General features: G+C 36.7%; 25 protein-coding genes. 16 read left to right on the plus strand and 9 right to left on the minus strand.

From position 1 onward, the window contains the following. The first annotated feature begins 134 nt into the window (after positions 1-134). Together ychF and moeA are read left to right on the plus strand one after the other, a co-directional pair. On the plus strand, positions 135-1226 hold the full coding sequence (gene ychF / locus J3U00_RS03515) for a redox-regulated ATPase YchF (RefSeq protein WP_065562637.1): 1092 nt from the start codon (positions 135-137) through the stop codon (positions 1224-1226). A gap of 118 nt (positions 1227-1344) precedes the next feature. After that, positions 1345-2571, plus strand: coding sequence for a molybdopterin molybdotransferase MoeA (gene moeA, locus J3U00_RS03520; protein WP_267331583.1), 1227 nt, complete (start codon positions 1345-1347; stop codon positions 2569-2571). Here moeA and J3U00_RS03525 read toward each other — a convergent pair. Genes J3U00_RS03525 through folB form a run of 4 tightly spaced genes read right to left on the minus strand, consistent with a single transcriptional unit; the run spans position 2563 to position 4630 of the window. After that, positions 2563-2991, minus strand: a complete 429-nt coding sequence (locus tag J3U00_RS03525; RefSeq protein ID WP_065562639.1) for an EamA family transporter — start codon at positions 2989-2991, stop codon at positions 2563-2565. The two genes, moeA and J3U00_RS03525, sit on opposite strands and share 9 nt — an antisense overlap. A 1-nt stretch (position 2992) precedes the next feature. Further along, complete coding sequence (locus J3U00_RS03530; RefSeq protein WP_065562640.1) at positions 2993-3199, minus strand: hypothetical protein; 207 nt, start codon at positions 3197-3199, stop codon at positions 2993-2995. A 42-nt stretch (positions 3200-3241) separates the two neighbouring features. Continuing rightward, on the minus strand, positions 3242-4249 hold the full coding sequence (locus J3U00_RS03535; RefSeq protein WP_267331584.1) for an MBL fold metallo-hydrolase: 1008 nt from the start codon (positions 4247-4249) through the stop codon (positions 3242-3244). Between the two features lie 12 nt (positions 4250-4261). Next, entirely contained in the window at positions 4262-4630 is a 369-nt protein-coding gene (gene folB / locus J3U00_RS03540) for a dihydroneopterin aldolase (protein ID WP_065562642.1), read from the minus strand. A 98-nt stretch (positions 4631-4728) separates the two neighbouring features. Here folB and rsmE point away from each other — a divergent pair, with 98 nt between their 5' ends. The 7 genes from rsmE (at position 4729) to nifJ (ending at position 13041) form a co-directional block, all read left to right on the plus strand. Beyond that, the gene (rsmE, locus tag J3U00_RS03545; protein ID WP_267331585.1) at positions 4729-5454 is read left to right on the plus strand and encodes a 16S rRNA (uracil(1498)-N(3))-methyltransferase; all 726 of its coding nucleotides are present in this window, start codon (positions 4729-4731) and stop codon (positions 5452-5454) included. A gap of 198 nt (positions 5455-5652) precedes the next feature. After that, complete coding sequence (gene gshB / locus J3U00_RS03550; RefSeq protein WP_267330718.1) at positions 5653-6609, plus strand: glutathione synthase; 957 nt, start codon at positions 5653-5655, stop codon at positions 6607-6609. 4 nt (positions 6610-6613) lie between these two features. Next, a complete protein-coding gene (locus tag J3U00_RS03555) occupies positions 6614-7066 on the plus strand; it encodes a GNAT family N-acetyltransferase (RefSeq protein WP_065733951.1) in 453 nt (150 codons plus the stop codon). A gap of 20 nt (positions 7067-7086) precedes the next feature. Next, on the plus strand, positions 7087-7644 hold the full coding sequence (locus J3U00_RS03560; RefSeq protein ID WP_065562646.1) for a YqgE/AlgH family protein: 558 nt from the start codon (positions 7087-7089) through the stop codon (positions 7642-7644). A gap of 3 nt (positions 7645-7647) precedes the next feature. After that, on the plus strand, positions 7648-8067 hold the full coding sequence (gene ruvX, locus J3U00_RS03565) for a Holliday junction resolvase RuvX (RefSeq protein WP_065562647.1): 420 nt from the start codon (positions 7648-7650) through the stop codon (positions 8065-8067). Between the two features lie 90 nt (positions 8068-8157). Further along, on the plus strand, positions 8158-9195 hold the full coding sequence (gene purM / locus J3U00_RS03570; RefSeq protein WP_267331586.1) for a phosphoribosylformylglycinamidine cyclo-ligase: 1038 nt from the start codon (positions 8158-8160) through the stop codon (positions 9193-9195). A gap of 309 nt (positions 9196-9504) precedes the next feature. Beyond that, entirely contained in the window at positions 9505-13041 is a 3537-nt protein-coding gene (gene nifJ / locus J3U00_RS03575) for a pyruvate:ferredoxin (flavodoxin) oxidoreductase (protein ID WP_267331587.1), read from the plus strand. Between the two features lie 122 nt (positions 13042-13163). Here the strand turns inward: nifJ and J3U00_RS03580 are convergent, their stop codons facing one another. From J3U00_RS03580 to zapB, 4 genes are all read right to left on the minus strand, one after another. After that, positions 13164-13688, minus strand: a complete 525-nt coding sequence (locus tag J3U00_RS03580; RefSeq protein WP_267331588.1) for a C40 family peptidase — start codon at positions 13686-13688, stop codon at positions 13164-13166. Beyond that, positions 13636-14994 (minus strand): DUF3482 domain-containing protein, encoded by a 1359-nt coding sequence (locus J3U00_RS03585; RefSeq protein WP_267331589.1) that lies wholly within the window; start codon positions 14992-14994, stop codon positions 13636-13638. Before J3U00_RS03585 ends, J3U00_RS03580 begins: the two co-directional genes overlap by 53 nt. A gap of 1 nt (position 14995) precedes the next feature. Then, entirely contained in the window at positions 14996-16297 is a 1302-nt protein-coding gene (locus tag J3U00_RS03590) for a DUF2868 domain-containing protein (RefSeq protein ID WP_267331590.1), read from the minus strand. Between the two features lie 75 nt (positions 16298-16372). Next, positions 16373-16618 (minus strand): cell division protein ZapB, encoded by a 246-nt coding sequence (zapB, locus tag J3U00_RS03595; RefSeq protein ID WP_065562652.1) that lies wholly within the window; start codon positions 16616-16618, stop codon positions 16373-16375. Between the two features lie 100 nt (positions 16619-16718). On the opposite strand from zapB, the gene tpiA reads away from it, so the two are divergent. Continuing rightward, the gene (gene tpiA, locus J3U00_RS03600) at positions 16719-17483 is read left to right on the plus strand and encodes a triose-phosphate isomerase (RefSeq protein ID WP_065733946.1); all 765 of its coding nucleotides are present in this window, start codon (positions 16719-16721) and stop codon (positions 17481-17483) included. A 54-nt stretch (positions 17484-17537) separates the two neighbouring features. Here tpiA and J3U00_RS03605 read toward each other — a convergent pair whose 3' ends face one another. Next, positions 17538-17765, minus strand: coding sequence for a helix-turn-helix domain-containing protein (locus J3U00_RS03605; protein ID WP_065562654.1), 228 nt, complete (start codon positions 17763-17765; stop codon positions 17538-17540). 155 nt (positions 17766-17920) lie between these two features. Here J3U00_RS03605 and J3U00_RS03610 point away from each other — a divergent pair, with 155 nt between their 5' ends. The 6 genes from J3U00_RS03610 (at position 17921) to J3U00_RS03635 (ending at position 23774) form a co-directional block, all read left to right on the plus strand. Beyond that, the gene (locus tag J3U00_RS03610; protein WP_220225934.1) at positions 17921-18607 is read left to right on the plus strand and encodes a LexA family transcriptional regulator; all 687 of its coding nucleotides are present in this window, start codon (positions 17921-17923) and stop codon (positions 18605-18607) included. A 218-nt stretch (positions 18608-18825) separates the two neighbouring features. Further along, a complete protein-coding gene (gene mnmA / locus J3U00_RS03615) occupies positions 18826-19944 on the plus strand; it encodes a tRNA 2-thiouridine(34) synthase MnmA (protein ID WP_267331591.1) in 1119 nt (372 codons plus the stop codon). Position 19945: 1 nt separating this feature from the next. Further along, positions 19946-20596 carry a high frequency lysogenization protein HflD gene (gene hflD, locus J3U00_RS03620; RefSeq protein ID WP_267331592.1) on the plus strand — a complete coding sequence of 217 codons (651 nt, stop codon included), beginning with the start codon at positions 19946-19948 and terminating at the stop codon, positions 20594-20596. Between the two features lie 28 nt (positions 20597-20624). Then, a complete protein-coding gene (gene purB / locus J3U00_RS03625) occupies positions 20625-21992 on the plus strand; it encodes an adenylosuccinate lyase (protein ID WP_267331593.1) in 1368 nt (455 codons plus the stop codon). 112 nt (positions 21993-22104) lie between these two features. Further along, a complete protein-coding gene (hemC, locus tag J3U00_RS03630; protein WP_267331594.1) occupies positions 22105-23034 on the plus strand; it encodes a hydroxymethylbilane synthase in 930 nt (309 codons plus the stop codon). Then, entirely contained in the window at positions 23034-23774 is a 741-nt protein-coding gene (locus tag J3U00_RS03635; protein ID WP_267331595.1) for a uroporphyrinogen-III synthase, read from the plus strand. Before hemC ends, J3U00_RS03635 begins: the two co-directional genes overlap by 1 nt. The last annotated feature ends 5 nt before the right edge of the window (positions 23775-23779 follow it).

Genomic DNA, 23779 nt, shown 5'->3' on the forward strand with positions numbered 1-23779 from the left:
CTTTGTTGAGATTAAGCAGAGTATCGTTTTAAGTGTTGATTTCGATGATATTATATCATCAGCATTAGCACAATTAGTGCAATTTAGTATATAATCAACGTTTAAGATTTTTATAACACAAGGTAATAAACAATATGGGATTTAAATGTGGAATTGTCGGTCTACCAAATGTGGGCAAGTCAACGCTTTTTAATGCACTAACTAAAGCTGGGATTGAAGCGGCTAACTTTCCGTTTTGTACTATCGAACCTAATACAGGCGTAGTGCCAATGCCCGATCCACGTTTAGATCAATTAGCGGAAATTGTTAAGCCGCAACGAACATTACCAACGACCATGGAATTTGTTGATATCGCAGGTTTAGTAAAAGGTGCATCTAAAGGGGAAGGACTTGGTAACCAATTCTTAGCTAATATTCGTGAAACCGAAGCAATTGGCCATGTTGTTCGTTGTTTTGAAAACGAAAACATTGTTCATGTTGCAGGTAAAATCGATCCAGCTGAAGATATCGAAATTATTAACACAGAACTTGCGTTAGCCGATCTTGAAGCCTGTGAACGCGCTATTACCCGTTTACAAAAACGAGCTAAAGGTGGTGATAAAGACGCTAAATATGAACTTGAGATTCTTGAAAAGTGCCTTCCTCACCTTGAACAAGGTAAAAAATTATTACTTTTAGATTTAAGTAAAGAAGAACTAGATGCGATTAAATATCTTAGTTTCTTAACGTTAAAACCAACTATGTACATCGCGAATGTCAATGAAGATGGTTTTGAAAACAATCCGTTTTTAGATAAAGTGAAAGCCATCGCTGAACAAGAAAAAGCAGTCGTAGTACCAGTTTGTGCAGCTATTGAGGCAGAACTTGCTGAGCTTGATGATGCTGATCGTGATGAATTTATGCAAGATCTTGGTTTAACCGAACCGGGTCTAAATAGAGTTATCCGCGCGGGTTATAGTTTACTTAACTTACAAACTTATTTTACTGCTGGCGTTAAAGAAGTTCGTGCTTGGACTATTTCTGTTGGTGATACTGCACCTCAAGCAGCGGGTAAAATTCACACCGATTTTGAAAAAGGATTTATCCGTGCACAAACCATTGCCTTTGATGATTTTATCAAATATGGTGGTGAACAAGGTGCAAAAGAAGCAGGAAAAATGCGTTCAGAAGGCAAAGATTATGTCGTACAAGATGGCGATATTATGAATTTCTTATTCAATGTATAATCAACGTTTAATGGGTGCAGTTTAATACCGCACCCTATTTATTTCAATTTTGTAAAATTAATAACTCGCCAATATCACTCTGCCCTGAATGGATAATCAATTATAAGGAGCTTCATTTATGTTATTAACCTTTGAGCAAGCTAAAAAAAATATACTTGAAGCATCATCATTATACAATCAACTTTCAAGTGAAAAAGTTGCATTATTTGACACCTTAGATTGTGTTACTGCTGAACCGGTTATTTCTCCAATTAATGTACCAAGTTTTAACAATTCGGCTATGGATGGTTATGCGGTAAGGTTAGCTGATATCAATCAATCGAAATTATTACCTTTAGCCGGTACTATTTTTGCTGGAGATGATATCTCTAATCTGAATTGGCCATTAGGGAGTTGCTTACGCATTATGACTGGCGCGCCTGTTCCTGAACAAGCTGATGCTGTGGTGATGCAAGAAGAGACAGAGCAAACAGAGTCAGGTATTAATTTTTTAGGTGATATTAAATTAGGTAGCAATATTCGTTGTATCGGCGAAGATGTTAAACAAGATTCGGTGGTGGTGACTAAAGGTACACGTTTAACCATTCCAACACTATCAAGTTTAGCCACGCTTGGTATAACTGAATTAGTCGTCTATAAAAAAATAAAAGTCGCTATCTTTTCAACCGGAAATGAATTAACCGATATTGGTGATCCACTAACAAACAAAAGTGCAATTTATGATAGTAATCGATTTACGCTAAAATTATTATTATCTAAATTAAATTGCCAAATTATCGATTTAGGTATTATTGCCGATGATCCGAACCGAATTAAGCAATCACTTGAAACAGCGTCTAAACTTGCTGATTTAGTGATTACAAGCGGAGGAGTTTCTGTTGGTGATGCAGATTATACAAAAACAGCTTTAGAAACACTGGGTAAAATTAATTTCTGGAAAATTGCTATAAAACCCGGTAAGCCGTTTGCTTTTGGAAAGATAGGTGATGCGTTGTTTTGTGGATTACCCGGCAATCCAGTTTCGACATTGGTCACTTTCTATCAGTTAGTTCAGCCTTTGATTTTAGCACTGTCAGGAGAGCATTTAACCTCTAACAATCTGTCATTTAAAGTTAAAGCAGCAACGAATCTTAAAAAAAGTGTTGGCCGATTAGATTTTCAACGCGGTGTGTTGCAAGTTAATTCTGAAGGTGAATTAGAAGTTGCTTCAACTGGTCAACAAGGCTCACATCTAACTCAGTCGTTTAATCATGCCAACTGCTTTATCATCCTTGAGCAAGAAAGAGGCAATGTTGCTAAAGGTGAATATGTGACAGTTGAGCTGTTTAATAATTTATTAAAATAGCGCAACTAAAACAGCACCTGCAGCAATCATGGCAACACCAATGGCTGAAAGAAATGAAATTTTTTCGCCAAAGATAATAACAGCAAAAATTACGGCAAAAACAACGCTAAGTTTATCAATCGGGGCAACTTGCGAGACTTTACCTTCTTTAATTGCCATGAAGTAGAATAACCAAGATAATGCCCCAGCGACTCCACTCAATGCGATAATAAGTAATGCTTTCTTATCGTTAAAGAACGTGTTAATTAGATTTAGCTTTCCTTGCACGGCAACCACGCCAACTAAAAAAATCGCCATAACAATAGCCCGTATTGCTGTTGCAGTATTGGCATCAAGGTGTTGTAAACCAATTTTACCTAAAATTGCAACACAGGCAGCGGTAATTGCCGATAGCAAAGCATAAACAAGCCAAGCGCTCATATTAATACCTATCTATTTGGAATAAGTACTGTTGATTGTTTGAATTTTTTTGGCATTGTTCTGATTTATTCATCACCCCTCGGCAATCTTCAAGCACACCGTGAGCTTTTGACCAATGGTACTGTTTGCCTTCATCATTTTTACCACCACAAGCTGTTAAACTTAAACTTAGTGTAAGGCAAGTTAGTGCGATAATTACTGGTTTCATCATATCCCCTCGCAAATATTTAGTTATCCTATAATTTATTCATTATTCTAATGCATTATTAAACTGATTGATAGCAAAGCTATCACCTATTTTTATTACGTGAAAAGCACGACCTTTCTTCAAAGAATTTAATAAAAAAGGTGGTTCATCTAACGATTCATCCGCTAATTCAAAAGCTCCCCAATGAATGGCGATCGCTGATTGGCAATTTAATTCATCATACAGTTGCAATGCTTGTTGAGGGTCGATGTGCTGTGATTGCATAAACCAACGCGGTGCATATGCGCCGATGGGGATCAAGGCTAGATCGATTTGCTTAAACCTTTCGCCTATTTTCTTTAAACTGGTTGAATAGCCGGTATCCCCCATAAAGTAGATATTTTTTGATAACGGCGAGTCATCATTCTGCATTACCCAACCACACCATAATGATTTGTTGACATCAAAAGCACCACGATTACTCCAATGCTTTGCTGGTGTCGCAGTAAACGTTATTCCACCAATATTAGAAGATTGCCACCAGTCCAACTCAATAACTTGCTTCGCTCCCCATTTTAATAGTTTGGTTTTGAGCCCTAGGGGAACTAAAATAGTCATTTGTGGAAAACGTTTTACCAGTTGCCTTATACTATTAAAATCAAGATGGTCATAATGGCTATGCGATATCAAAACTACATCAATCGTTGGTAATTTATCGATAGTAATAGCGGGTTTAGTTCGTCGTTTGGGGCCAATAAATTGGAACGGCGAGACTCGGTTGGAAAAAACCGGATCGGTTAATATCCATTTATTATTAAGTCTTATTAACGTAGTTGAATGCCCTATCCACCAGACTCTATCACCTTCTAAATTTAAATCAATTGAGCTACACCAAGTTTGGTTAAATACTTGATATCCCGCTTTGGGTGGTAAGACTTTACGTTTAAGGCGCCAACGTAGCGCGTCAGTCAATTTAATTGAAAAAGGCTCACTATTTTTAAAAGCTCTATGATGTAAATTATCACTTCGCTCATTAAGGGCTTTATCTAGCGTTTCGTTTTTTTTATTCATTAATTTGTTGAGTTAATTAATACTACGTTCAATAATCACAGCAACATTGCCTGCATTAGCAATCGCATCTGGTTTTGAAACTTTGATTTTTAACCATTGAACTGAAAATTGTTCAATAACTAACTGTGCAACACGTTCAGCTACCGTTTCAATAAGCTCAAATTTATTTGCTTCAATAAATGATGTTATTGATTGTGAAACAACGAAATAGTCTAAACAAAATTCTACATTATCACTTTTTCCTGCTGGCTTATTATCCCAAGCCATTTCTAAATCAAGGACTAGCTTCTGTTTGATGTTTTTTTCCCAATCATAAACACCAATTGTGGTATAAACTGTTAGAGATTCAATTAATACTCTATCTTTAATCGTTAATGTCATATTCAATTCCAAGCATTGATATTGTTTAAAATAGAGATTACCGAATCTTATTAAATTACGCTATAATTTATTTCAAATAATAGTGAATAAAAGATGATATGACTCGAATTTTTCAACCCTACACCATCACCCAAAATAGCTTAATTACCTTGGACGATAATGCTTTTAATCACCTGATCCGTGTATTAAGAATGAAGCCTGGCGAATCAGTGACGTTGTTTGACGGCTCTAACCAAATTACGCCAGCAGTGATCCATGAAGTAAACAAAAAAAACGTTGTTGTAAAAACAGCAACGACTGTTATTGATGATCGAGAATCACCTTTAAACATTCATTTAGGCCAAGTTATTTCTCGTGGTGATAAAATGGAGTTTACTATTCAAAAATCAGTTGAATTAGGCGTGAGTACCATTACCCCACTACTTTCTGAACGCTGTGGCGTAAAGCTTGATCAAGAAAGGCTTGAAAAGAAGGTTCAACAATGGCAAAAAATTGTTATTTCTGCCTGTGAACAATGTGGGCGTAACATCATCCCTACCGTAAACTCGGTAATGAAATTAGAAAATTGGTGTGCAAGTTTAACTGATAGCTTAAAACTCAACTTACATCCAAAAGCAGAAAAAGGCATAAATCAACTGTCGTCTGAGGATAAAAACATTAGTTTATTAATTGGACCAGAAGGTGGGCTATCTAACGAAGAAATTCAGATGACGCATCAATATCAGTTTACAGATATTTTACTCGGTCCACGAGTTTTACGAACTGAAACAGCTGCACTAACAGCCATAACCGCCCTTCAAGTTCGTTTAGGTGATTTAGGTTAATCACCCAAAATGAATGAGTTAACAATTGATTGCTTTGCTTATTAATCGGTAACGAGTATGATAGTTCAAAACTTGATTTTTATTGCTAAAACCACGCTCGGCCTTGTTTTCTTATAAGCAATATTAAATAGGTAGAAAAGCGTGCAAGTCATCAACAGCAAATTCAATGCAATCAGATAAAATCAGTAAGGAGTCAACATGATTAAACTTGGTATTGTTATGGACCCCATCAGCCATATCAAATTAAAAAAAGATACCAGCTTTGCTATGCTGCTTGAAGCACAAAAGCGAGGTTATCAACTCTATTATATGGAGATGAATGATCTGTTTTTACGTAATGGTGAAGCAAGTGCAACCACTCGTATACTAACAGTTCATAACAATAGTGAACATTGGTTTGATTTTGGTGACGAACAAACAATAGCATTAAGTGAACTCGATGTGATACTAATGCGTAAAGATCCGCCTTTTGATACCGAATTTATCTATGCGACTTATATTTTAGAACGCGCTGAAGATAAAGGCGTATTAGTGGTTAATAAGCCACAAAGCTTACGTGATTGTAATGAAAAATTATTTACTGCTTGGTTTGCTGATTTTACGCCGGAAACTTTAGTTACTCGCCAAACATCACAAATTAAGGCTTTCCACCAACAATTTCATGACATTATTTTAAAACCACTTGATGGTATGGGCGGTTCGTCAATTTTTAGAATCAAACAAGATGATCCCAATGTGTCTGTGATAATTGAGACACTTACCGAGCATAATACTCGCTACTGTATGGCGCAAAATTTTATCCCAGCAATAAAAGATGGTGATAAACGTATTTTAGTTGTCGATGGTGTTCCAGTTCCTTATTGTTTGGCGCGGATACCTCAAAAAGGAGAAACACGTGGAAACTTAGCCGCTGGCGGACATGGTGAAGTAAGAGCTTTAAGTGATAGTGATTGGAAAATTGCCAACAGTATTGGACCAACATTAAAACAAAAAGGACTTTTATTTGTCGGACTTGATGTAATTGGGGATAAATTAACTGAAATTAACGTCACTAGTCCAACTTGTGTACGAGAAATTGAAACTGCCCATCCAGATTTATCTATCACGGGGCTTTTAATGGACGCGATTGAATCAAGATTAAATAAGAAGAGTTAAAAAAATGATTAGAGAATACCAACCAAAAGATTTAGATGCCATTATGAAGATATGGCTACAAGGTAATGAACAAGCTCACAACTTTATTGATCTTGAATTTTTTAAACAGAACTACGATATAGTTAAAATGTTGATTCCAATGTCAACTATCTATGTCCAAGATCTTAATGGCGTAGTAGGTTTTATAGGTTTAACTGAGAATTATATTTCTGGACTCTTTGTTGAAGAAGGTTTTCGTCATCAAGGAACCGGAGCTGCGCTAGTTGAAAAAGCAAAACAGCGTCACAATGAATTATTGGTACATGTGTATAAACAAAATAGTGATGCGATTAACTTTTACTTATCGCAGGATTTTGAAATTATTGGTGAATCAATTAACGAAGAAACCAATCATCCAGAAGTATTAATGCGTTGTAATGTAGAACATAAAGTCAAAATTGGTAAATGTGCATTATAATTTAACAACAATGTGAGCGTATGAATTTAAAAAATCATTTTATTATTGCTATGCCAACACTACATGATTCAGTATTTAGTCGTTCTGTGGTGTATATCTGTGAACATAATCGTGATGGTGCAATGGGTATTATTTTGAATAAGCCTATTATAGATCTCAATGTTGAAACCGTATTGTCCCGTCTTGAAATCACTGCCTCAAAAAGTTGTGCTGAACTTGAGCATCCAGTATTTTGTGGTGGACCACTTGCCGAGGAGCAAGGTTTTATTTTACACACGCCTCATAAGGGGTTTGCATCAAGTATACAGATTTCTGATGATGTGATGATAACCACATCACTTGACGCATTGAAATCGATTGGCTCTCCAGAACAACCAAAAGATATCTTTCTAGCACTGGGTTACTCAAGTTGGCAATCATTACAACTTGAAAGTGAAGTAGCCAAAAATGACTGGTTAGTTACCGAAGCTGATCCACAAATTATTTTTGAAGTGGCTATTGAGGATCGTTGGAAAAAAGCGGCTGAATCATTGGGCATTAATATCAGTACTATTTCTCACCAAATGGGTAATGCATAGACAATGGCAACTATTATTGCATTTGATTTTGGTACTGCAAGTATTGGTGCAGCTATTGGTCAGGACATCACCAAAACAGCTAACCCACTTTGTTCATTTAAAGCTCGTGATGGCATACCTAATTGGCAAGCGATTGAAAAAGTACTTAATGAATGGAAACCCGATTATTTAGTGGTTGGACTACCACTAAATATGGATGGCACAGAACAACCTTTAACCGCTAGAGCTCGCAAATTTGCTAACCGTTTGCATGGTATGTTTGGTTATCAAGTACATCTACAAGATGAACGATTATCCACAGTTGAGGCTAAATCACACATTTTTGCTTCACGTGGTTATCGGGCGCTTGAAAAAGGTCATGTTGATGCAACTTCTGCCATTATTATTTTAGAGAGTTGGTTTGAGAACAATGAATCTCTTTAATTAATAAGTTATTTTATCAATAATTAGTCGCCAATAAATTTCATCCTTGCTAAAATATCATACAATTTTTCTACTGTAAGGACTGCTCCCGTGTCAAATAACAAATCTCTTAGCTATAAAGATGCCGGTGTCGATATCGATGCAGGCAATGAACTGGTAAATCGCATTAAATCTGTTGTAAAAGAGACCAAACGTCCTGAAGTTATGGGGGGACTAGGTGGTTTTGGTGCATTATGTGCAATTCCGCAAAAATATAAACAACCTATTTTAGTATCAGGTACTGATGGTGTTGGCACAAAATTACGTCTGGCAATGGATTTAAACCGCCATGAATCAATTGGTATTGATTTAGTTGCAATGTGCGTTAATGATTTGATTGTTCAAGGTGCGGAGCCGTTATTCTTCTTAGATTACTATGCAACAGGCAAACTTAATGTTGATGTTGCAGCAACAGTCGTTACAGGTATCGCTGAAGGTTGTAAACAAGCAGGCTGCGCTTTAGTTGGTGGTGAAACAGCTGAAATGCCAGGAATGTATCACGGTGATGATTATGACTTAGCCGGCTTTTGTGTTGGCGTAGTTGAAAAAGCAGAAATGATTGATGGGAGTAAAGTACAAGATGGTGACGCTTTAATTGCTCTTGCATCAAGTGGCGCCCACTCTAATGGCTACTCTTTAGTTCGAAAAATAATTGAAGTGAGTGGTGTAAATCCAGCTACTGAACAATTAGATGGAAAACCATTAGCTGATCATCTACTTGCTCCAACCAAAATTTATGTCAAATCTGTTCTCGATTTGATTTCCAAAATCGAAGTTCATGCAATTGCCCATATTACTGGTGGTGGCTTTTGGGAGAACATTCCTCGTGTTTTACCGGATAACACTCAAGCGATTATTGATGAATCAAGCTGGCAATGGCCGTCAATCTTCAATTGGTTACAACAAGCTGGTAATGTCAGTCGCCATGAAATGTATCGTACTTTCAACTGTGGCGTTGGTTTAATCATCGCTTTACCAAAACAGTTAGCTGACCAAGCCATCAATTTGCTTAATGGGCATGGTGAAAAAGCCTGGCTACTAGGTGAAATAAAAACATCATCATCCACTGAGCGTGTAATTATTAAATAATACTATTCGTTTATATTATCCAACCATTTGGATAATATAAACTTTTTATCTAATCAATGCTATTGATACTACTCATTGATAAACCTTCAAAAAATCTTCAACTTAAATAACTTGTTAAGTTAGCTTAATCATCAACTTTTGCAATTCGATTTACCAATGATAATTCGCTTGGTCATGATTAAAAACAGATAGTCATAATGGAAAAATTTAACACAAAAATAACTAAAAGCTATCTTACTTTCTGGTACAATAGTCAAAAAATATAATAACTAAGTAATGTCATAAAACGATAAAATACAAGGTTTTTTAATGATCATATCAGATGCTAATAGTGCGGTGTCATCTGTCGCATATCGTGCAAACGAAGTCATTGCTATTTATCCAATTACACCGAGTTCATCAATGGCTGAGCAAGCCAGCACATGGGCAGAATTTAATAAGCCCAACGTATTTGGTGATACCCCAAAAGTAGTTGAGATGCAATCCGAAGCTGGCGCAATCTCGACCGTGCATGGCGCATTAATGACTGGCGCACTAGCAACATCATTTACCTCATCACAAGGTTTACTATTAATGATTCCTTCGCTATACAAAATAGCGGGAGAATTAACACCATTTGTTTTACACGTTGCTGCTCGTACCGTTGCAACTCATGCATTATCTATTTTTGGTGACCATTCAGATGTCATGTCAATCAGGCAGACTGGTTTCGCCATGCTTTGTTCTAGCTCAGTGCAAGAAGCTCAAGATTTAGCGTTAATTTCACAAATAGCAACACTCAATAGTCGTGTGCCATTTGTCCACTTTTTTGATGGATTTAGAACCTCACATGAGGTCAATAAAATTTACCCAATCAGTGATGAACAAATTCGTAACTTACTACCTAATCAAGCTATTGAAGCTTTTCGTGCTCGAGCATTAACGCCAGATAACCCAGTAATACGCGGAACATCAGCTAATCCTGATACCTACTTCCAATGTCGTGAAGCCATTAATCCCTATTATGACAATGCTTACAACCATGTTGTTGATGCGATGCAGGCATTTGAAAAAGAGACAGGTAGAAAATACAAACCTTTCGAATATTATGGCGCAGAAGATGCGCAACGTATTATTGTCATTATGGGGTCGGGGGTCAGTACCACCAAAGAAGTGGTTGATCATCTAATCAAAAACGATGAAAAAGTTGGTGTAGCCATCGTCAGATTATTCCGCCCTTTTTCAGCAAAACATCTACTTGATATTATTCCTAAAACCGTGAAAAAAATCGCGGTGATGGATCGCACCAAAGAACCAGGCGCTCAAGCTGAACCACTTTATTTAGATGTAATGACAGCATTTGCTGAAAGTTTTTCTCGCGGTGAACGTAGTTATTTACCACAAATTATTGGTGGTCGTTATGGTCTATCTTCGAAAGAGTTCGATCCTCGCTCGGTATTAGCTATTTTTAATGAATTAGCAACTGAGAAGCCAAAACCTCGATTTACTGTTGGTATTTACGATGACATAACTGGATTATCATTACCATTACCAGAACAATCTATACCACAAAAATCGGCACTTGAAGCATTATTTTATGGTTTGGGAAGTGATGGAACCGTATCTGCAACAAAAAATAATATTAAAATTATTGGTGATAACTCACCGTTTTATGCTCAAGGTTATTTTGTTTATGACTCGAAAAAGGCAGGTGGTTTAACAACCTCTCATCTTAGAGTCAACCTTGAGCCTATTGATTCACCTTATTTAATCACCAGTGCTCATTTTATTGGTTGTCATCAAGATCAGTTTATTGACAAGTATCAGATCGTTGAAAGATTGAAAGACGATGGAATCTTTTTGCTTAATACGCCTTATAGTAAGGATGAAGTCTGGCATAGATTACCCAAAGAAGTTCAAGTTCAATTAATTAAGAAAAGAGCACACTTTTATATTATCAACGCGGCTAAAATTGCTCGAGAATGTAACTTAGGGGCAAGAATAAACACCGTAATGCAAGCCGCTTTCTTCCATTTATCTGAAATATTTAAAAATGATTTCAGTATCACTCAACTGAAAGAAGTTATTGCCAAAAGTTATAGCAGTAAAGGGCAAGATATTGTTGAAAATAACTGGAAAGCGCTTGATTTAGCCATCGCATCACTTGAACAAATTCCATTAAGTTGTGTTGATGAAAGTAGCCCATTGCGCCCATCAGTCGTACCAAGCAATGCGCCTGATTTTGTTAAAATGGTTACTGCAACAATGTTAGCCGGCTTAGGTGATACTTTACCCGTTTCGGCGTTCCCGCCCGATGGAACATGGCCAGTTGGTACCACCAAATGGGAAAAACGCAACATTGCGGAAGAAATTCCAATTTGGAAACCCGAACTTTGTACCCAATGTAACCATTGTGTAGTAGCTTGTCCTCATGCGGCTATTCGAGCCAAAGTGGTTAGTGAAATAGTTAATGCACCAGAATCGTTAAGCTCACTAGAAGTGAAAGCGCGAGATATGAAAGGTCAACGCTACGTATTACAAGTTGCGCCTGAAGATTGTACTGGATGTAATTTGTGTGTTGAAGTTTGTCCTTCACGTGACCGTAATAACTTTGATATCAAAGCTATCAATATGCAGTCGCGCATTGATAATCTTGAAACACAGCGGACTAATTACGAGTACTTTACTGCACTACCAGATCGTGAAATAAAAACCCTCGAACGTATAGATATACGCACATCGCAACTATTAACACCATTATTTGAATATTCTGGTGCATGTGCGGGTTGTGGTGAAACACCTTACATCAAATTATTAACGCAATTATATGGTGATCATCTCGCTATTGCTAATGCCACTGGTTGTTCATCAATTTATGGGGGTAACTTACCGTCAACACCATATACCACCGATCATAATGGTCGAGGACCAGCATGGGCAAATTCATTATTTGAAGATAATGCCGAATTCGCCCTTGGCTATCGAATTACCTATAACCAACATAAAAAACGAGCATTACGTTTGTTGGAACATGTTGCTGGCGAAATTTCACCAGAAATTGTAATCAATTTACAATCTCCGGATCTTTCAATTGATGAAAAACGTACGCAAGTCAATTTACTGCGTCAACAATTAGCTCATTTAACCTCATCGGAAGCTAAAGAGCTAATACAAGATGCTGACTACTTAATTGATAAATCAGTATGGGCAATTGGTGGTGATGGTTGGGCATATGATATTGGGTTTGGTGGATTAGACCATGTAATGAGTCTCACTGAAAACGTAAATATCTTAGTTCTTGATACTCAATGCTACTCAAATACTGGTGGTCAACAATCGAAGGCTACACCAATGGGTGCTGTATCAAAATTTGCTGATTTAGGTAAAAATAAAGCCCGTAAAGATCTAGGTGTGAGTGTGATGATGTATGGCCACGTTTATGTTGCTCAAGTTGCCTTAGGCTCACAACTAAATCAAACCCTAAAAGCATTACAAGAAGCTGAAGCCTATAACGGCCCTTCTCTCGTTATTGCTTATAGTCCTTGTGAAGAACATGGTTATGATTTATCTAAATCTCATGAACAAATGAAAGATTTAGTAAAATCAGGTTTTTGGCCACTATACCGTTATGATCCTCGTCGTATGCAAGAAGGAAAACCGGGTCTAGTGCTAGACTCAAAAGCACCAAACAGTGAATCATTATCTGATGTGTTACTCAAAGAACAGCGATTCCGTCGTTTAGAAACACTTGAGCCAGTGATTGCTAATACCTTGCATGAGCAATCTGCAAAAATGGTTAATTCCAAATTTAAATTCTTGCAGATGCTAGCAACCTATTCCGATATAGAAACGCCAGCTGACAGCTAAATCTAAAAACGGATTAATTGGTTAAATTAATCCGTTTAATCTTATTAATGAAGATCCAATTTTTGGGAATAAAAAAAACTCTCTAAATATAGAGAGTTTTTTATTATATTTATTAAACTTTTTTAACGACCAGTCACACGACGTGTCATCCAGTAATGTTTTTTCCAGTAATCTTCATTCAGATTTGAATAGATAACACCTTTTGAAGTTGAAGCATGTAAGAATTTACCATCTGCATAATAAATACCAACATGTAATCCGCTACGACTACGTCCAGTTTTGAAGAAGACTAAATCACCCGCTTTAGGCGTGGTAACTTTATAACCTAATTTAGCTTGTTCAGCAGCACTTCTTGGAAGGGTCTTTTGTAATCTATTTTTGTAGAAGTTCATAACTAAACCAGAACAATCACTACCAGCTAAAGTAGTACCACCATAACGGTAAGGTGTTCTCTTCCATTTTGAGTAGTGCTGTTCAATTTTGGCTAACATCACAGGATCAGATTTAACTGATACTTGGCTATGACTGCTACTACAACCAAATAATACGAATAATGATAAAATTAGTGAGCTTACTAATAATCGCTTTTTAACGCTACCGCAGCTTCTGCGCAACTTCGTTAATAATCGATTGTCTTTTCTTGTCATTTCTTCTTGTTCCTTTATTCAACGTAGACCACTGCGAATAACGTCTTGCTACCTTTAAACTTTTAGGTAAAACGCCTTTTTGCCACTTATTCTCATCAAGTTTAGACAACTTAATTGGGCTAAGGTTCGCGTGGCTGCGAAAATTTAAACTCTCTTTAAGCTGAACTAATCGTAAAGAAAGAAAACAAATGATCACATCATCAACACTTAGTTTACTAAATCCAGAAAGCTGATAGCGCATTCTCGATCCATAATGCTTAGCAGTTTGCATTAAACTACCAACGGCTGCACCTATTAACGCAGCTGAACCAAATGATAATCCACCAGTTGCTAAATCAATGCTAGCACCGATTGTAGCGCCCGACACAAAACCTTTGGTCAAGTGAACCCCCATCGTTTTTAATGCATCAAGATTAAACAAGTCTGCATTATAACGGCCTTTGATTAAAGGCAAATTCTCTTCACTCTCTTGAGTTGAATCGAATTGATAGAGCTTCAATAAATCATTAATTGCTTTCTGTTCACGTTTCCTGACTTTATTTTGCATGTCAGCGACAGCTTGCTTATCATCAGATTTTGCCATTTCATAAAAAGCAGTCACATCAACTAATGCTTCTGCAATGATTTGGTTAGCTGTACGATTACGTGATTCACGAGTTTCAGCAATATTAACTAGCCAATTATCCAATATTTTTTTTGCTGGTTCAACCAATAACGCCAAGCTATTGTACAATTTTTCTTCACCGTCTAAGGGTGGAAAAACAGCGTTGAACCCAATGATAGCATGAATACCCATTCTTGAAAGCAATCTTTTCCATTCCTTTTCATTCTGTTCCTCAGCAGAAATGAAGTTAAGTACTGCAAGAATCGGTTTATCGCTATTGGTTAAGATAGCTAATTCATCGTGATATTTAGGTAGAACTGGCTCTCGCACGTCGATCACATAGATAGCAGCATCACAATTTAACACCTGTCGGATTACTTTTGCTTCTTGATTGAAGAGGTTTTCAGCTTCTGGGCTTTGTAAAAAAATCGTTAATTTATCGACTCCATCAAGCTTACTATTAGGCGATACAAGTTGATTGATATAGTCATAAAGCGCCAAACTGTCTTCAAATCCAGGTGTATCATAAAAAGTGATGTCGGTGTTATCCACTAGTGGAAGTTTGATTGACTCTACATGTCTAGTAGTACCTGGCTTATCAGAAACATCACCAAAATGACTATCTCTTATTAATGCACGCAAAAGTGAAGTTTTACCAAAATTTGCATGTCCAACTATCGCTAATTTCAATGAAGTTATCATATTAATTATCCTGATCTAACCAGCTAGGATTAGCTAACGGTAAAGATAACGATTGCCAATTATGTAATTGTTTACCTTGATTAATAAACCATATTCGACTTTGCTGTGATTTATTCATTAATTGTTGAACAAAATTTAATACCCCGCGATCTGGTGCTCGATCAGTATCGATTGCAATTAACACTTTATACGCGGGTTTTAATTGCAAAAGATCTAATATTGCATTTCGCAGCTCACGAGTATTTAAAAATCCGTAAAAATGCCCGTCATGCGGTGGATTCCAACTCTCATCTATATCCACAGCCACTAAATAGACACCACTTCCTTCTTCAATCTGTGAGATTGGTAGTTGCCATTTAGGTTCGCCTAACTTATCTTCATCCACCATTTGGGTTAAAAGTGGCTGTAATTGTTGGGATAGGATTTGAAAGTCAGGATCATCCAAATTTAATTTAATTTTTCGGCTACTCACAATCCAAGCGATGCCACAAAAAGTCATTAATAGAAATCGAACGGCTAATCCATAACAGATAAAAACACCTAATAGCCAAATCGCCCAAGAAGAACGAATGTCACCCTCACTTAAAGCGTGTTCACTAAGCTTAATCACATCATCATTTGGAATCGGAAAACCAAACAAAGATGGAACATAACCTAAATAATGAGTTAACTTAATAATGGTATCAGAACTTAATAAAGTAGTTTTCCACTCAAAACTGTAGTGCTGAGTTGAAAATAGCATCAATAAAACGAATAAAGCACTACATAAAATAACGACCCAAAAAAGATTCAGAACAAAACCAAGCAACCAACGGATTGAAGAACCAAATAAAGTGATAAAAGCCGGTACAAGCTGTTGCACAGTCTTTTTTTGATAAAGCTTTTGGGCTATCCACAACCAACAATGGATTAATAAACTACCACCAAAGCGAGAAAAGAAAAAAAATGAACCAATCCAAATAATGAGCGTAATAAAATGAACACCTAATAAACACAATAGCGCCCAATACAAATTGATTGGATTTTGACTCAAAGCGCTAAATGTTAATGAACCACCTAAAAAAATCGAAATTAATAGTAATAAACAGAAAGAAATTTTAATAGAACGTAAAATAACCTTTTGCGCAGAATATAAACCATTTTGTTTAGACAGTATCGTTGCACGTGTAATAATACGGTTAACCAAAGAGGTTGGCATAGCTTTAACTTGTCGATTAATATCTTGATCAGCAAATCGACCTGATTCGGATTCTATTAAATGAATGGTTTGAGTAAGCCATAAAGATTTTAGCTGTTCGCGCATTTAAATATCATCTTCACATTAATTAGTCGTCATAAAAGAAACGCGACCTAAGTCGCGTTAAAAAAATTGAATCATTTACTGGGTTATTTCACCAATTTTGCTTAAAAGGGTTTGAATACGTTGTTGCCAAACTTGTTGATCTTGTTTTAACTTCTCATTTTCGTCACGTAATGCTTTCATCTCATCTGAACTATCATTAATTAATTGTTCAAGTTCATGATTGCCTTGCTTTAATCTCGAAATCTCTTCTTTCAAGGTATTAATAGTGTTTACAGTGTTTTGAATTTTAGTTTCTAATTGATTCAATATTTCTAATGACATATTTTTCCTCAAGCTCAATTTATTTGGTGTATAATAAGGAGTATTATAACGAATTCATTCTGAAATCAACACCTTTTTAAATCTTAAGTTGGAGAAAATTATGCGAAAACCACTCGTAATGGGTAACTGGAAACTCAATGGAAGTATCGAAATGGCTAAAGACTTAGTTGCAGGACTAAGAGCTGAGCTATCAACTGAAGCAAACTGCGATATTGCAATTGCACCACCGACTGTGTACTTAGATTTCGTTAAACATCAATTAGGTGGCTCAACTATTCTTTTAGGCGCACAAGATGTTGGTGTTCATCTTTCAGGTGCTTATACTGGTGAAGTCTCAGCCACTATGTTAAAAGAAATCGGTGTGACTCACGTGATCATTGGTCACTCTGAACGTCGTACTTATCATAAAGAATCAGATGAATTTATCGCTCAAAAATTCGGCGTATTAAAAGAAGCTGGACTCGTTCCTGTACTATGTATTGGTGAAACAGAAGCTGAAAACGAAGCAGGTCAAACTCAAGCAGTATGTGCTCGTCAAATTGATGCAGTAATTAATGCATTAGGTGTTCAAGCATTTAATGGTGCAGTAATTGCTTATGAACCAGTTTGGGCAATTGGGACTGGAAAATCTGCAACTCCAGCTCAAGCGCAAGCAGTACATAAATTTATTCGTGACCACATTGCAAAACAAGATGCCGCTGTCGCTAAACAAGTTATCATTCAATACGGTGGTTCTGTAAATGACAAAAATGCAGCAGAACTATTCACTCAACCAGATATTGATGGTGCATTAGTTGGTGGAGCTTCATTAAAAGCAGATGCTTTTGCAGCGATTGTTAGAGCAGCAGAACAAGCTAAAAAATAAGAATTAAAATAAAAAAGACGCCTATAGAAGGCGTCTTCTTTTAAACTTTGTAACTTATTTTTTAACCTTATTTTCATACCTAGATGGCCAAATTTTTTCAACAGGCACTTGCAAATATTCAGAGATAATACGTTCATATTTTGGACAATGACGATATAAAGCATTACGTAAAGTATCAGCCTGTAAACCACTTGAACGTGAAAGCGCCCTTAAATTTCCGCCTCGAATTTTAATTTCACCTACAACTCTTGATGGTGTCCAGTCTTGATCTTGTTCTCTCATTATGAGATCCTCTATTGGTTAAATTTTTTGCTATTGTAAAGATTATCGGTGTTACGATTCTAGAACGATAAAAAGTTACCGGCAAAGAATAGCACATAAAAAAACGAATTAAAATAATAAAAACAAAAAAAACACCGAAAATGGAATGAAATATAATGGAAACTAAAGAAAAAAAACAAAAAACCAAAGAAAAAACACGAACACTTAACGATACTTGTATTGAAACTTTTAAAAACCGATTAACTCTCCTATTAGAAGGTCGCTCAGGCAATGCGTTTGCCAGAAGTGTTGGTATGTCCGAAGCCGTAATCCGTGATTACTTAAGTGGAAAAACCTATCCATCACTCAGTCGGTTGGCTACTATCGCAGATAAATGCGATGTGTCAATTGAATGGTTAGCAACAGGTAAAGGTGAATGTCGATTACTACCTGAAACGCTAAGCCGAGGTACAGTGAATGTTCCGTTTCTTAATAAGAACGAAACCATTAACGCATTCACAATTTTAGATACGATCCCATTTGATCTCACTTTAACTAAACATCAAGGTTGTGAAGCAGATGATCTTGCTGCTGTTTGGGCTAAAGGTGATTGTATGGAACCAACTATATCCAATCATGATATAGTCATTATTAATACAGCAAATAATAAACCAGTTGATGGTTTCCTCTATACTGTACAATATGACGATCAAATTACTATTAAACGAATTCAAAATCAAGGTTCAAATCTGTTATTGATTTCAGACAACCCAAAATACCCGACTATTACGAAAGCGAAAAATGAGCAAAAAGATTTTAAAATAATTGGTCATGTAATCTATTTATTGAAAAATCTCAATTAATATTGCCATAGCGCTTTTTTTATTTTTACTCCATTGATGCAAATCAATGGAGTTTTTTATCACTCGATATTACATTTTTTTCTGCGAACAACATTGTAATAAAAATGTCATTAACAAAATTAAGCAATCTAATCACCTTCCACATAGCATAACCTTATACATTTAGCCTTAATTATGCTAAAATCACCACAAAATTTTTGCCCATTAATTTAGTTATTATGCCAAATGTAAACACTCGAAAAAAAGTCGTTGTCGGCATGTCTGGCGGCGTAGATTCTTCCGTTTCTGCTTATTTATTACAACAACAAGGCTATGATGTTGTTGGTCTATTTATGAAAAATTGGGAAGAAGATGACACAGAAGAATATTGCTCTGCAGCTATCGACCTCGCTGATGCACAAGCAGTCTGTGACAAATTAAATATTAAACTCCATACCATCAACTTTGCTGCAGAATATTGGGATAATGTCTTTGAACATTTTTTGTCTGAATACAAAGCAGGCCGAACGCCGAATCCAGATATTTTATGTAATAAAGAGATCAAATTTAAAGCATTTCTTGAATATGCAGCAGAAGATTTAAATGCCGATTATATTGCGACAGGTCATTATGTCCGTAAACGCGAAAATGGCGACAAAGTTGAATTACTCCGTGGAATCGACAACAACAAAGATCAGAGTTATTTTTTATATACGCTTAGTGAAGACCAAATTCGTCAAAGTTTATTTCCTGTTGGCGAACTAGAAAAACCACAAGTAAGAAAGATAGCAGAGCAACTTAGCTTAGCAACCGCGACCAAAAAAGACTCAACAGGTATCTGTTTTATCGGAGAACGAAAATTCAGTGACTTCTTAGCGCGTTATTTACCTGCACAATCAGGCGTTATTCGAACCGTAAATGGTGAAGTTATTGGTCATCACCAAGGATTAATGTACCACACATTAGGTCAACGCAAAGGGCTTGGCATTGGTGGTCTAAAACAAGCCGACGACACTCCATGGTACGTAGTTGATAAAGATATTAAAAATAACGAATTAATTGTTGCTCAAGGTCATGACCATCCAGCACTATTTTCAAATGGTTCAATTGCCCAACAACTGCACTGGGTTGATCGTAAAATTGTTACCCAACCATTTCATTGCACAGTTAAAACGCGCTATCGTCAACAAGATATCTCTTGTTGTGTTACACCACTAGGTGAAGATAAAATTGAAGTCATGTTTGACAAACCTGTTGCAGCTGTCACACCAGGACAATCAGCAGTGTTTTATCAAAATGAAGTTTGCCTTGGCGGTGGAATTATCGAGGAACGAATTATAAGCAGTAAGGAGCATTAAAGTGAACAATAAATACCATCATATTGCAATAGCTCTTGCCGGCGCGACACAAAGCGCAACACTTATCCCCCAGCTTGCTAATACTGGGGTTTGTAATACTACAATTTATCAAGTATCGATAAAAAGCATATTCAACACATCACCAAAAAACACTGATGATGTTTATGATGGTATAAACAATATCAAAACAGGGTTAGAAACACTGATTACCCTACTCTCCTCTAACCAAAAACAGCATGTTGAACTGATTCGTTACCTTTTTGGCACCTTAAGTATTACCAGCAAACTATTAAAAAATAATGAAGCGTTAGATAAAATAGATCAGCGTTTACAACGAATATCAGGCCTGTATCCTGAAATGAATAATGAAACAATCGACAATCATATTGACGATCTCTCTTATTCATTAGCTGGAATCTATTCTGATATCATCAGCCCGTTAGCAACAAAAATCAAAGTGGTAGGTAAAGCTGAATATCTACAAAATTCATTAGTTCAAGCCAAAGTCAGATCTTCACTATTGAGTTGTGTTCGCTCGGCCATTTTATGGTATCAAGTTGGAGGAAGTCGCTTCCAATTCCTATTAAGTCGCAAACGAATAGCTAATGCAGCGCAAGAGTTATTAAAAGAAATTAATCAACAAAGTTATTAAATTAAAAAATAGCAACGGAGTAAAACCGATGGAATTATCTGCTCTAACCGCCCTATCACCAATTGATGGTCGTTATGGTGACAAAACAACAGAATTACGCACAATTTTTAGTGAATATGGTTTATTAAAATATCGCGTTCAAGTTGAAGTACGTTGGCTACAAAAATTAGCTAGCCAAGCAGATATTCTGGAGGTCCCAGCTTTAAGTGAGCTTGCCACTAAACACCTTAACCAAATTGTAGAAAACTTTGATGAACAAGATGCACTACGCATTAAAACCATCGAAAAAACCACAAACCATGATGTTAAAGCCGTTGAATATTTCCTAAAAGAGAAAGTAAACAGTGACGAAGAGCTACAAGCTATTAACGAATTTATCCACTTTGCCTGTACCTCAGAAGATATTAACAATCTATCTTACGCATTAATGCTAAAAACAGCGCGAGATACAGTAATCGTTCCTTATTGGAATAAATTGATTGATATTATCACCGCTCAAGCTAAAGCTTATCGTGACCTTCCATTGCTATCAAGAACGCACGGACAACCCGCTACACCATCTACCATTGGTAAAGAGTTTGCTAATGTAGCCTACCGTTTAAAAAGACAACTTAAACAACTACAGTCAATTGAAATACTAGGTAAAATCAATGGGGCGACAGGTAACTATAATGCACACATGGTGGCTTACCCACAAATCAATTGGCACAAATTTAGTGAAGAATTTGTCACATCATTGGGATTACAATGGAATCCATACACCACGCAAATTGAACCACATGATTATATTGCCGAATATTTTGATTGTGTAGCGCGTTTCAATACCATCATGATCGACTTTGATCGTGATGTTTGGGGTTATATTGCACTAAATCATTTCAAACAAAAAACCATCGCTGGTGAGATCGGCTCTTCAACCATGCCACACAAAGTGAACCCAATTGATTTTGAAAACTCTGAAGGTAACTTAGGTATAGCTAACGCTATTATGAGTCACTTGGGTAGCAAACTACCTATTTCTCGTTGGCAACGAGATTTAACTGACTCAACAGTATTACGTAACCTTGGTGTAGGTATTGGTTATGCGATCATCGCTTATCAATCGACCCTAAAAGGCTTAAATAAGCTTGAAGTCAATCAAGAATATCTACTTGAAGAGCTTAACCGTAATTGGGAAGTGCTAGCCGAACCAATTCAAACCGTAATGCGCCGTTATGGTATCGAAAAACCATACGAAAAATTAAAAGAACTCACTCGCGGTAAACGTGTTGATGCACAAGGAATGCAACAATTCATTGACTCGTTAGCTTTACCTGAACATGAAAAAGCACGATTAAAACAATTAACTCCGGCAAATTATATTGGTTATGCAATTCGTTTTGTCGATGAACTTTAAGCGGCACATTTAAACCGTAAAAAAATAAAAATGTCTTCATGCCTAAAGCGCTCAAAACTTTAGGCAAATCGACTTAAGAGTTAAAGAAAAGATAAACAAAGATTTGAAAGGAATGGAAACACCATTGAAAATTCGCATCGCCACTCGTAAAAGCCCCTTAGCACTTTGGCAGGCTAACTATGTAAAAGAACAACTGACAGCTATCCATAGCGATCTAACTGTGGAACTGCTTCCTATGGTAACCAAAGGTGATGTGCTTTTAGATAGTCCACTGTCAAAAATTGGTGGAAAAGGATTATTTGTAAAGCAACTAGAGCAAGCCATATTAGACAACGAAGCTGATATTGCTGTTCACTCAATAAAAGATATTCCCGCCCAATTCCCGGAAGGACTAACCCTATCAACCATCTGCCAACGCGATGACGTACGTGATGCACTCATATCAAACCAATATCAAAGCTTGGACGATTTACCGCAAGGTGCCATTGTTGGCACCTCAAGTCTAAGACGCCAATGTCAATTACGAGCAAAATATCCACATCTCATCATAAAAGATTTACGTGGAAATGTAGGCTCTCGTCTAGCAAAATTAGACGATCAACAATACGATGCAATCATCCTCGCCGCTGTCGGTTTAAAGCGATTAGGATTACAAGAACGAATCAAACAATATATAACAACAGATTTAATCTTACCGGCGGTTGGGCAAGGTGCGGTTGGCATTGAAACCCGATCAAATGATGACACGATTCTTAAATTACTTGCACCTCTAGACGATAAAAACAGCCGAATTTGTATCCAAGCAGAAAGAGCAATGAATCAAGCCTTACAAGGTGGTTGCCAAGTGCCAATCGCCTGCTATAGTCAATTAACGAATGATTTATTAACTTTAACCGGGTTAGTTGGTAGTATTGATGGGAGCAAAATCATTAAAGCGACGCTAACCAAATCAGCAACCGAGTCTGAAACCTTAGGTCAACAACTGGCATCAGAATTGTTAGCCAAAGGAGCTGATAAAATTTTAGCGGAAATAATTGATTGATGATTTATATTACTCGCCCTTCCCCCGAAGGGGATAAGCTAACCCAGCAATTAAATCAAGCAAATATTCCGGCAACTCATCTCCCATTATTCAAAATCTTAGCAGGTCACGGACTAAATAGCCTTCAACAACAGCTCAACCAACTTGCGCCATCAGATATCGTAATTGTGGTATCGCCACAAGTCAGCTATATGATAAAAGAACATCAACCTAATCTAAGCTTTCCTAAACATCTACGCTATTTTGCCATTGGCAAAAAGTCAGCTCAATTGTTTAGTCAACAAGCTGACGTTCACGTTGATTATCCAAGTGAGGAACATAGTGAGGGATTATTACCACTATTGACTGACTTGCAAGGCCGTTCGGTTTTAATTTTGTGTGGAAACAATGGACGGCAATTGCTGTCTCAAGAGTTGCAACAAAAAGCAAACGTGACCTCAATACAATGTTATTTTCGTCAACCAATTCAATATCCAGCCAACATACTAACTGATGATATTGCTAAACAAATCCTACTCGTAACAAGTGTCGATCACCTACTCCAACTCGACGCATATTGCAAAAATAAACATAAATATGAAGCACAATTGGCGGTAACTAGCCCACGGATATTCGAAAAAGCCAAGCAACTAAATTGGCATAACGTTTTACAAATTGTTAGTGCAAATAATGAATTTTTATTTAAAACAATGATAACTCTATGTCATAATGCGGAAAATATTTCTCAAAAATCTAAATGAGGTAA

The sequence above is a fragment of the Gilliamella sp. B3127 genome, from assembly GCF_026536935.1.
Taxonomy (GTDB): domain Bacteria; phylum Pseudomonadota; class Gammaproteobacteria; order Enterobacterales; family Orbaceae; genus Gilliamella; species Gilliamella apicola_E.

Coding starts and splice junctions, on each gene's coding strand:
- J3U00_RS03585 (WP_267331589.1), bottom strand. CDS start 14,994: ATGATAACTTCATTGAAATTAGCGATAGTTGGACATGCAAATTTTGGT.
- J3U00_RS03610 (WP_220225934.1), top strand. CDS start 17,921: ATGGAAACTAAAGAAAAAAAACAAAAAACCAAAGAAAAAACACGAACA.
- J3U00_RS03590 (WP_267331590.1), bottom strand. CDS start 16,297: ATGCGCGAACAGCTAAAATCTTTATGGCTTACTCAAACCATTCATTTA.
- gshB (WP_267330718.1), top strand. CDS start 5,653: ATGATTAAACTTGGTATTGTTATGGACCCCATCAGCCATATCAAATTA.
- hemC (WP_267331594.1), top strand. CDS start 22,105: ATGGAAACACCATTGAAAATTCGCATCGCCACTCGTAAAAGCCCCTTA.
- J3U00_RS03530 (WP_065562640.1), bottom strand. CDS start 3,199: ATGAAACCAGTAATTATCGCACTAACTTGCCTTACACTAAGTTTAAGT.
- J3U00_RS03580 (WP_267331588.1), bottom strand. CDS start 13,688: ATGACAAGAAAAGACAATCGATTATTAACGAAGTTGCGCAGAAGCTGC.
- J3U00_RS03555 (WP_065733951.1), top strand. CDS start 6,614: ATGATTAGAGAATACCAACCAAAAGATTTAGATGCCATTATGAAGATA.
- nifJ (WP_267331587.1), top strand. CDS start 9,505: ATGATCATATCAGATGCTAATAGTGCGGTGTCATCTGTCGCATATCGT.
- J3U00_RS03635 (WP_267331595.1), top strand. CDS start 23,034: ATGATTTATATTACTCGCCCTTCCCCCGAAGGGGATAAGCTAACCCAG.
- J3U00_RS03525 (WP_065562639.1), bottom strand. CDS start 2,991: ATGAGCGCTTGGCTTGTTTATGCTTTGCTATCGGCAATTACCGCTGCC.
- ruvX (WP_065562647.1), top strand. CDS start 7,648: ATGGCAACTATTATTGCATTTGATTTTGGTACTGCAAGTATTGGTGCA.
- tpiA (WP_065733946.1), top strand. CDS start 16,719: ATGCGAAAACCACTCGTAATGGGTAACTGGAAACTCAATGGAAGTATC.
- mnmA (WP_267331591.1), top strand. CDS start 18,826: ATGCCAAATGTAAACACTCGAAAAAAAGTCGTTGTCGGCATGTCTGGC.
- J3U00_RS03560 (WP_065562646.1), top strand. CDS start 7,087: ATGAATTTAAAAAATCATTTTATTATTGCTATGCCAACACTACATGAT.
- moeA (WP_267331583.1), top strand. CDS start 1,345: ATGTTATTAACCTTTGAGCAAGCTAAAAAAAATATACTTGAAGCATCA.
- purB (WP_267331593.1), top strand. CDS start 20,625: ATGGAATTATCTGCTCTAACCGCCCTATCACCAATTGATGGTCGTTAT.
- zapB (WP_065562652.1), bottom strand. CDS start 16,618: ATGTCATTAGAAATATTGAATCAATTAGAAACTAAAATTCAAAACACT.
- ychF (WP_065562637.1), top strand. CDS start 135: ATGGGATTTAAATGTGGAATTGTCGGTCTACCAAATGTGGGCAAGTCA.
- rsmE (WP_267331585.1), top strand. CDS start 4,729: ATGACTCGAATTTTTCAACCCTACACCATCACCCAAAATAGCTTAATT.
- J3U00_RS03535 (WP_267331584.1), bottom strand. CDS start 4,249: ATGAATAAAAAAAACGAAACGCTAGATAAAGCCCTTAATGAGCGAAGT.
- folB (WP_065562642.1), bottom strand. CDS start 4,630: ATGACATTAACGATTAAAGATAGAGTATTAATTGAATCTCTAACAGTT.
- J3U00_RS03605 (WP_065562654.1), bottom strand. CDS start 17,765: ATGAGAGAACAAGATCAAGACTGGACACCATCAAGAGTTGTAGGTGAA.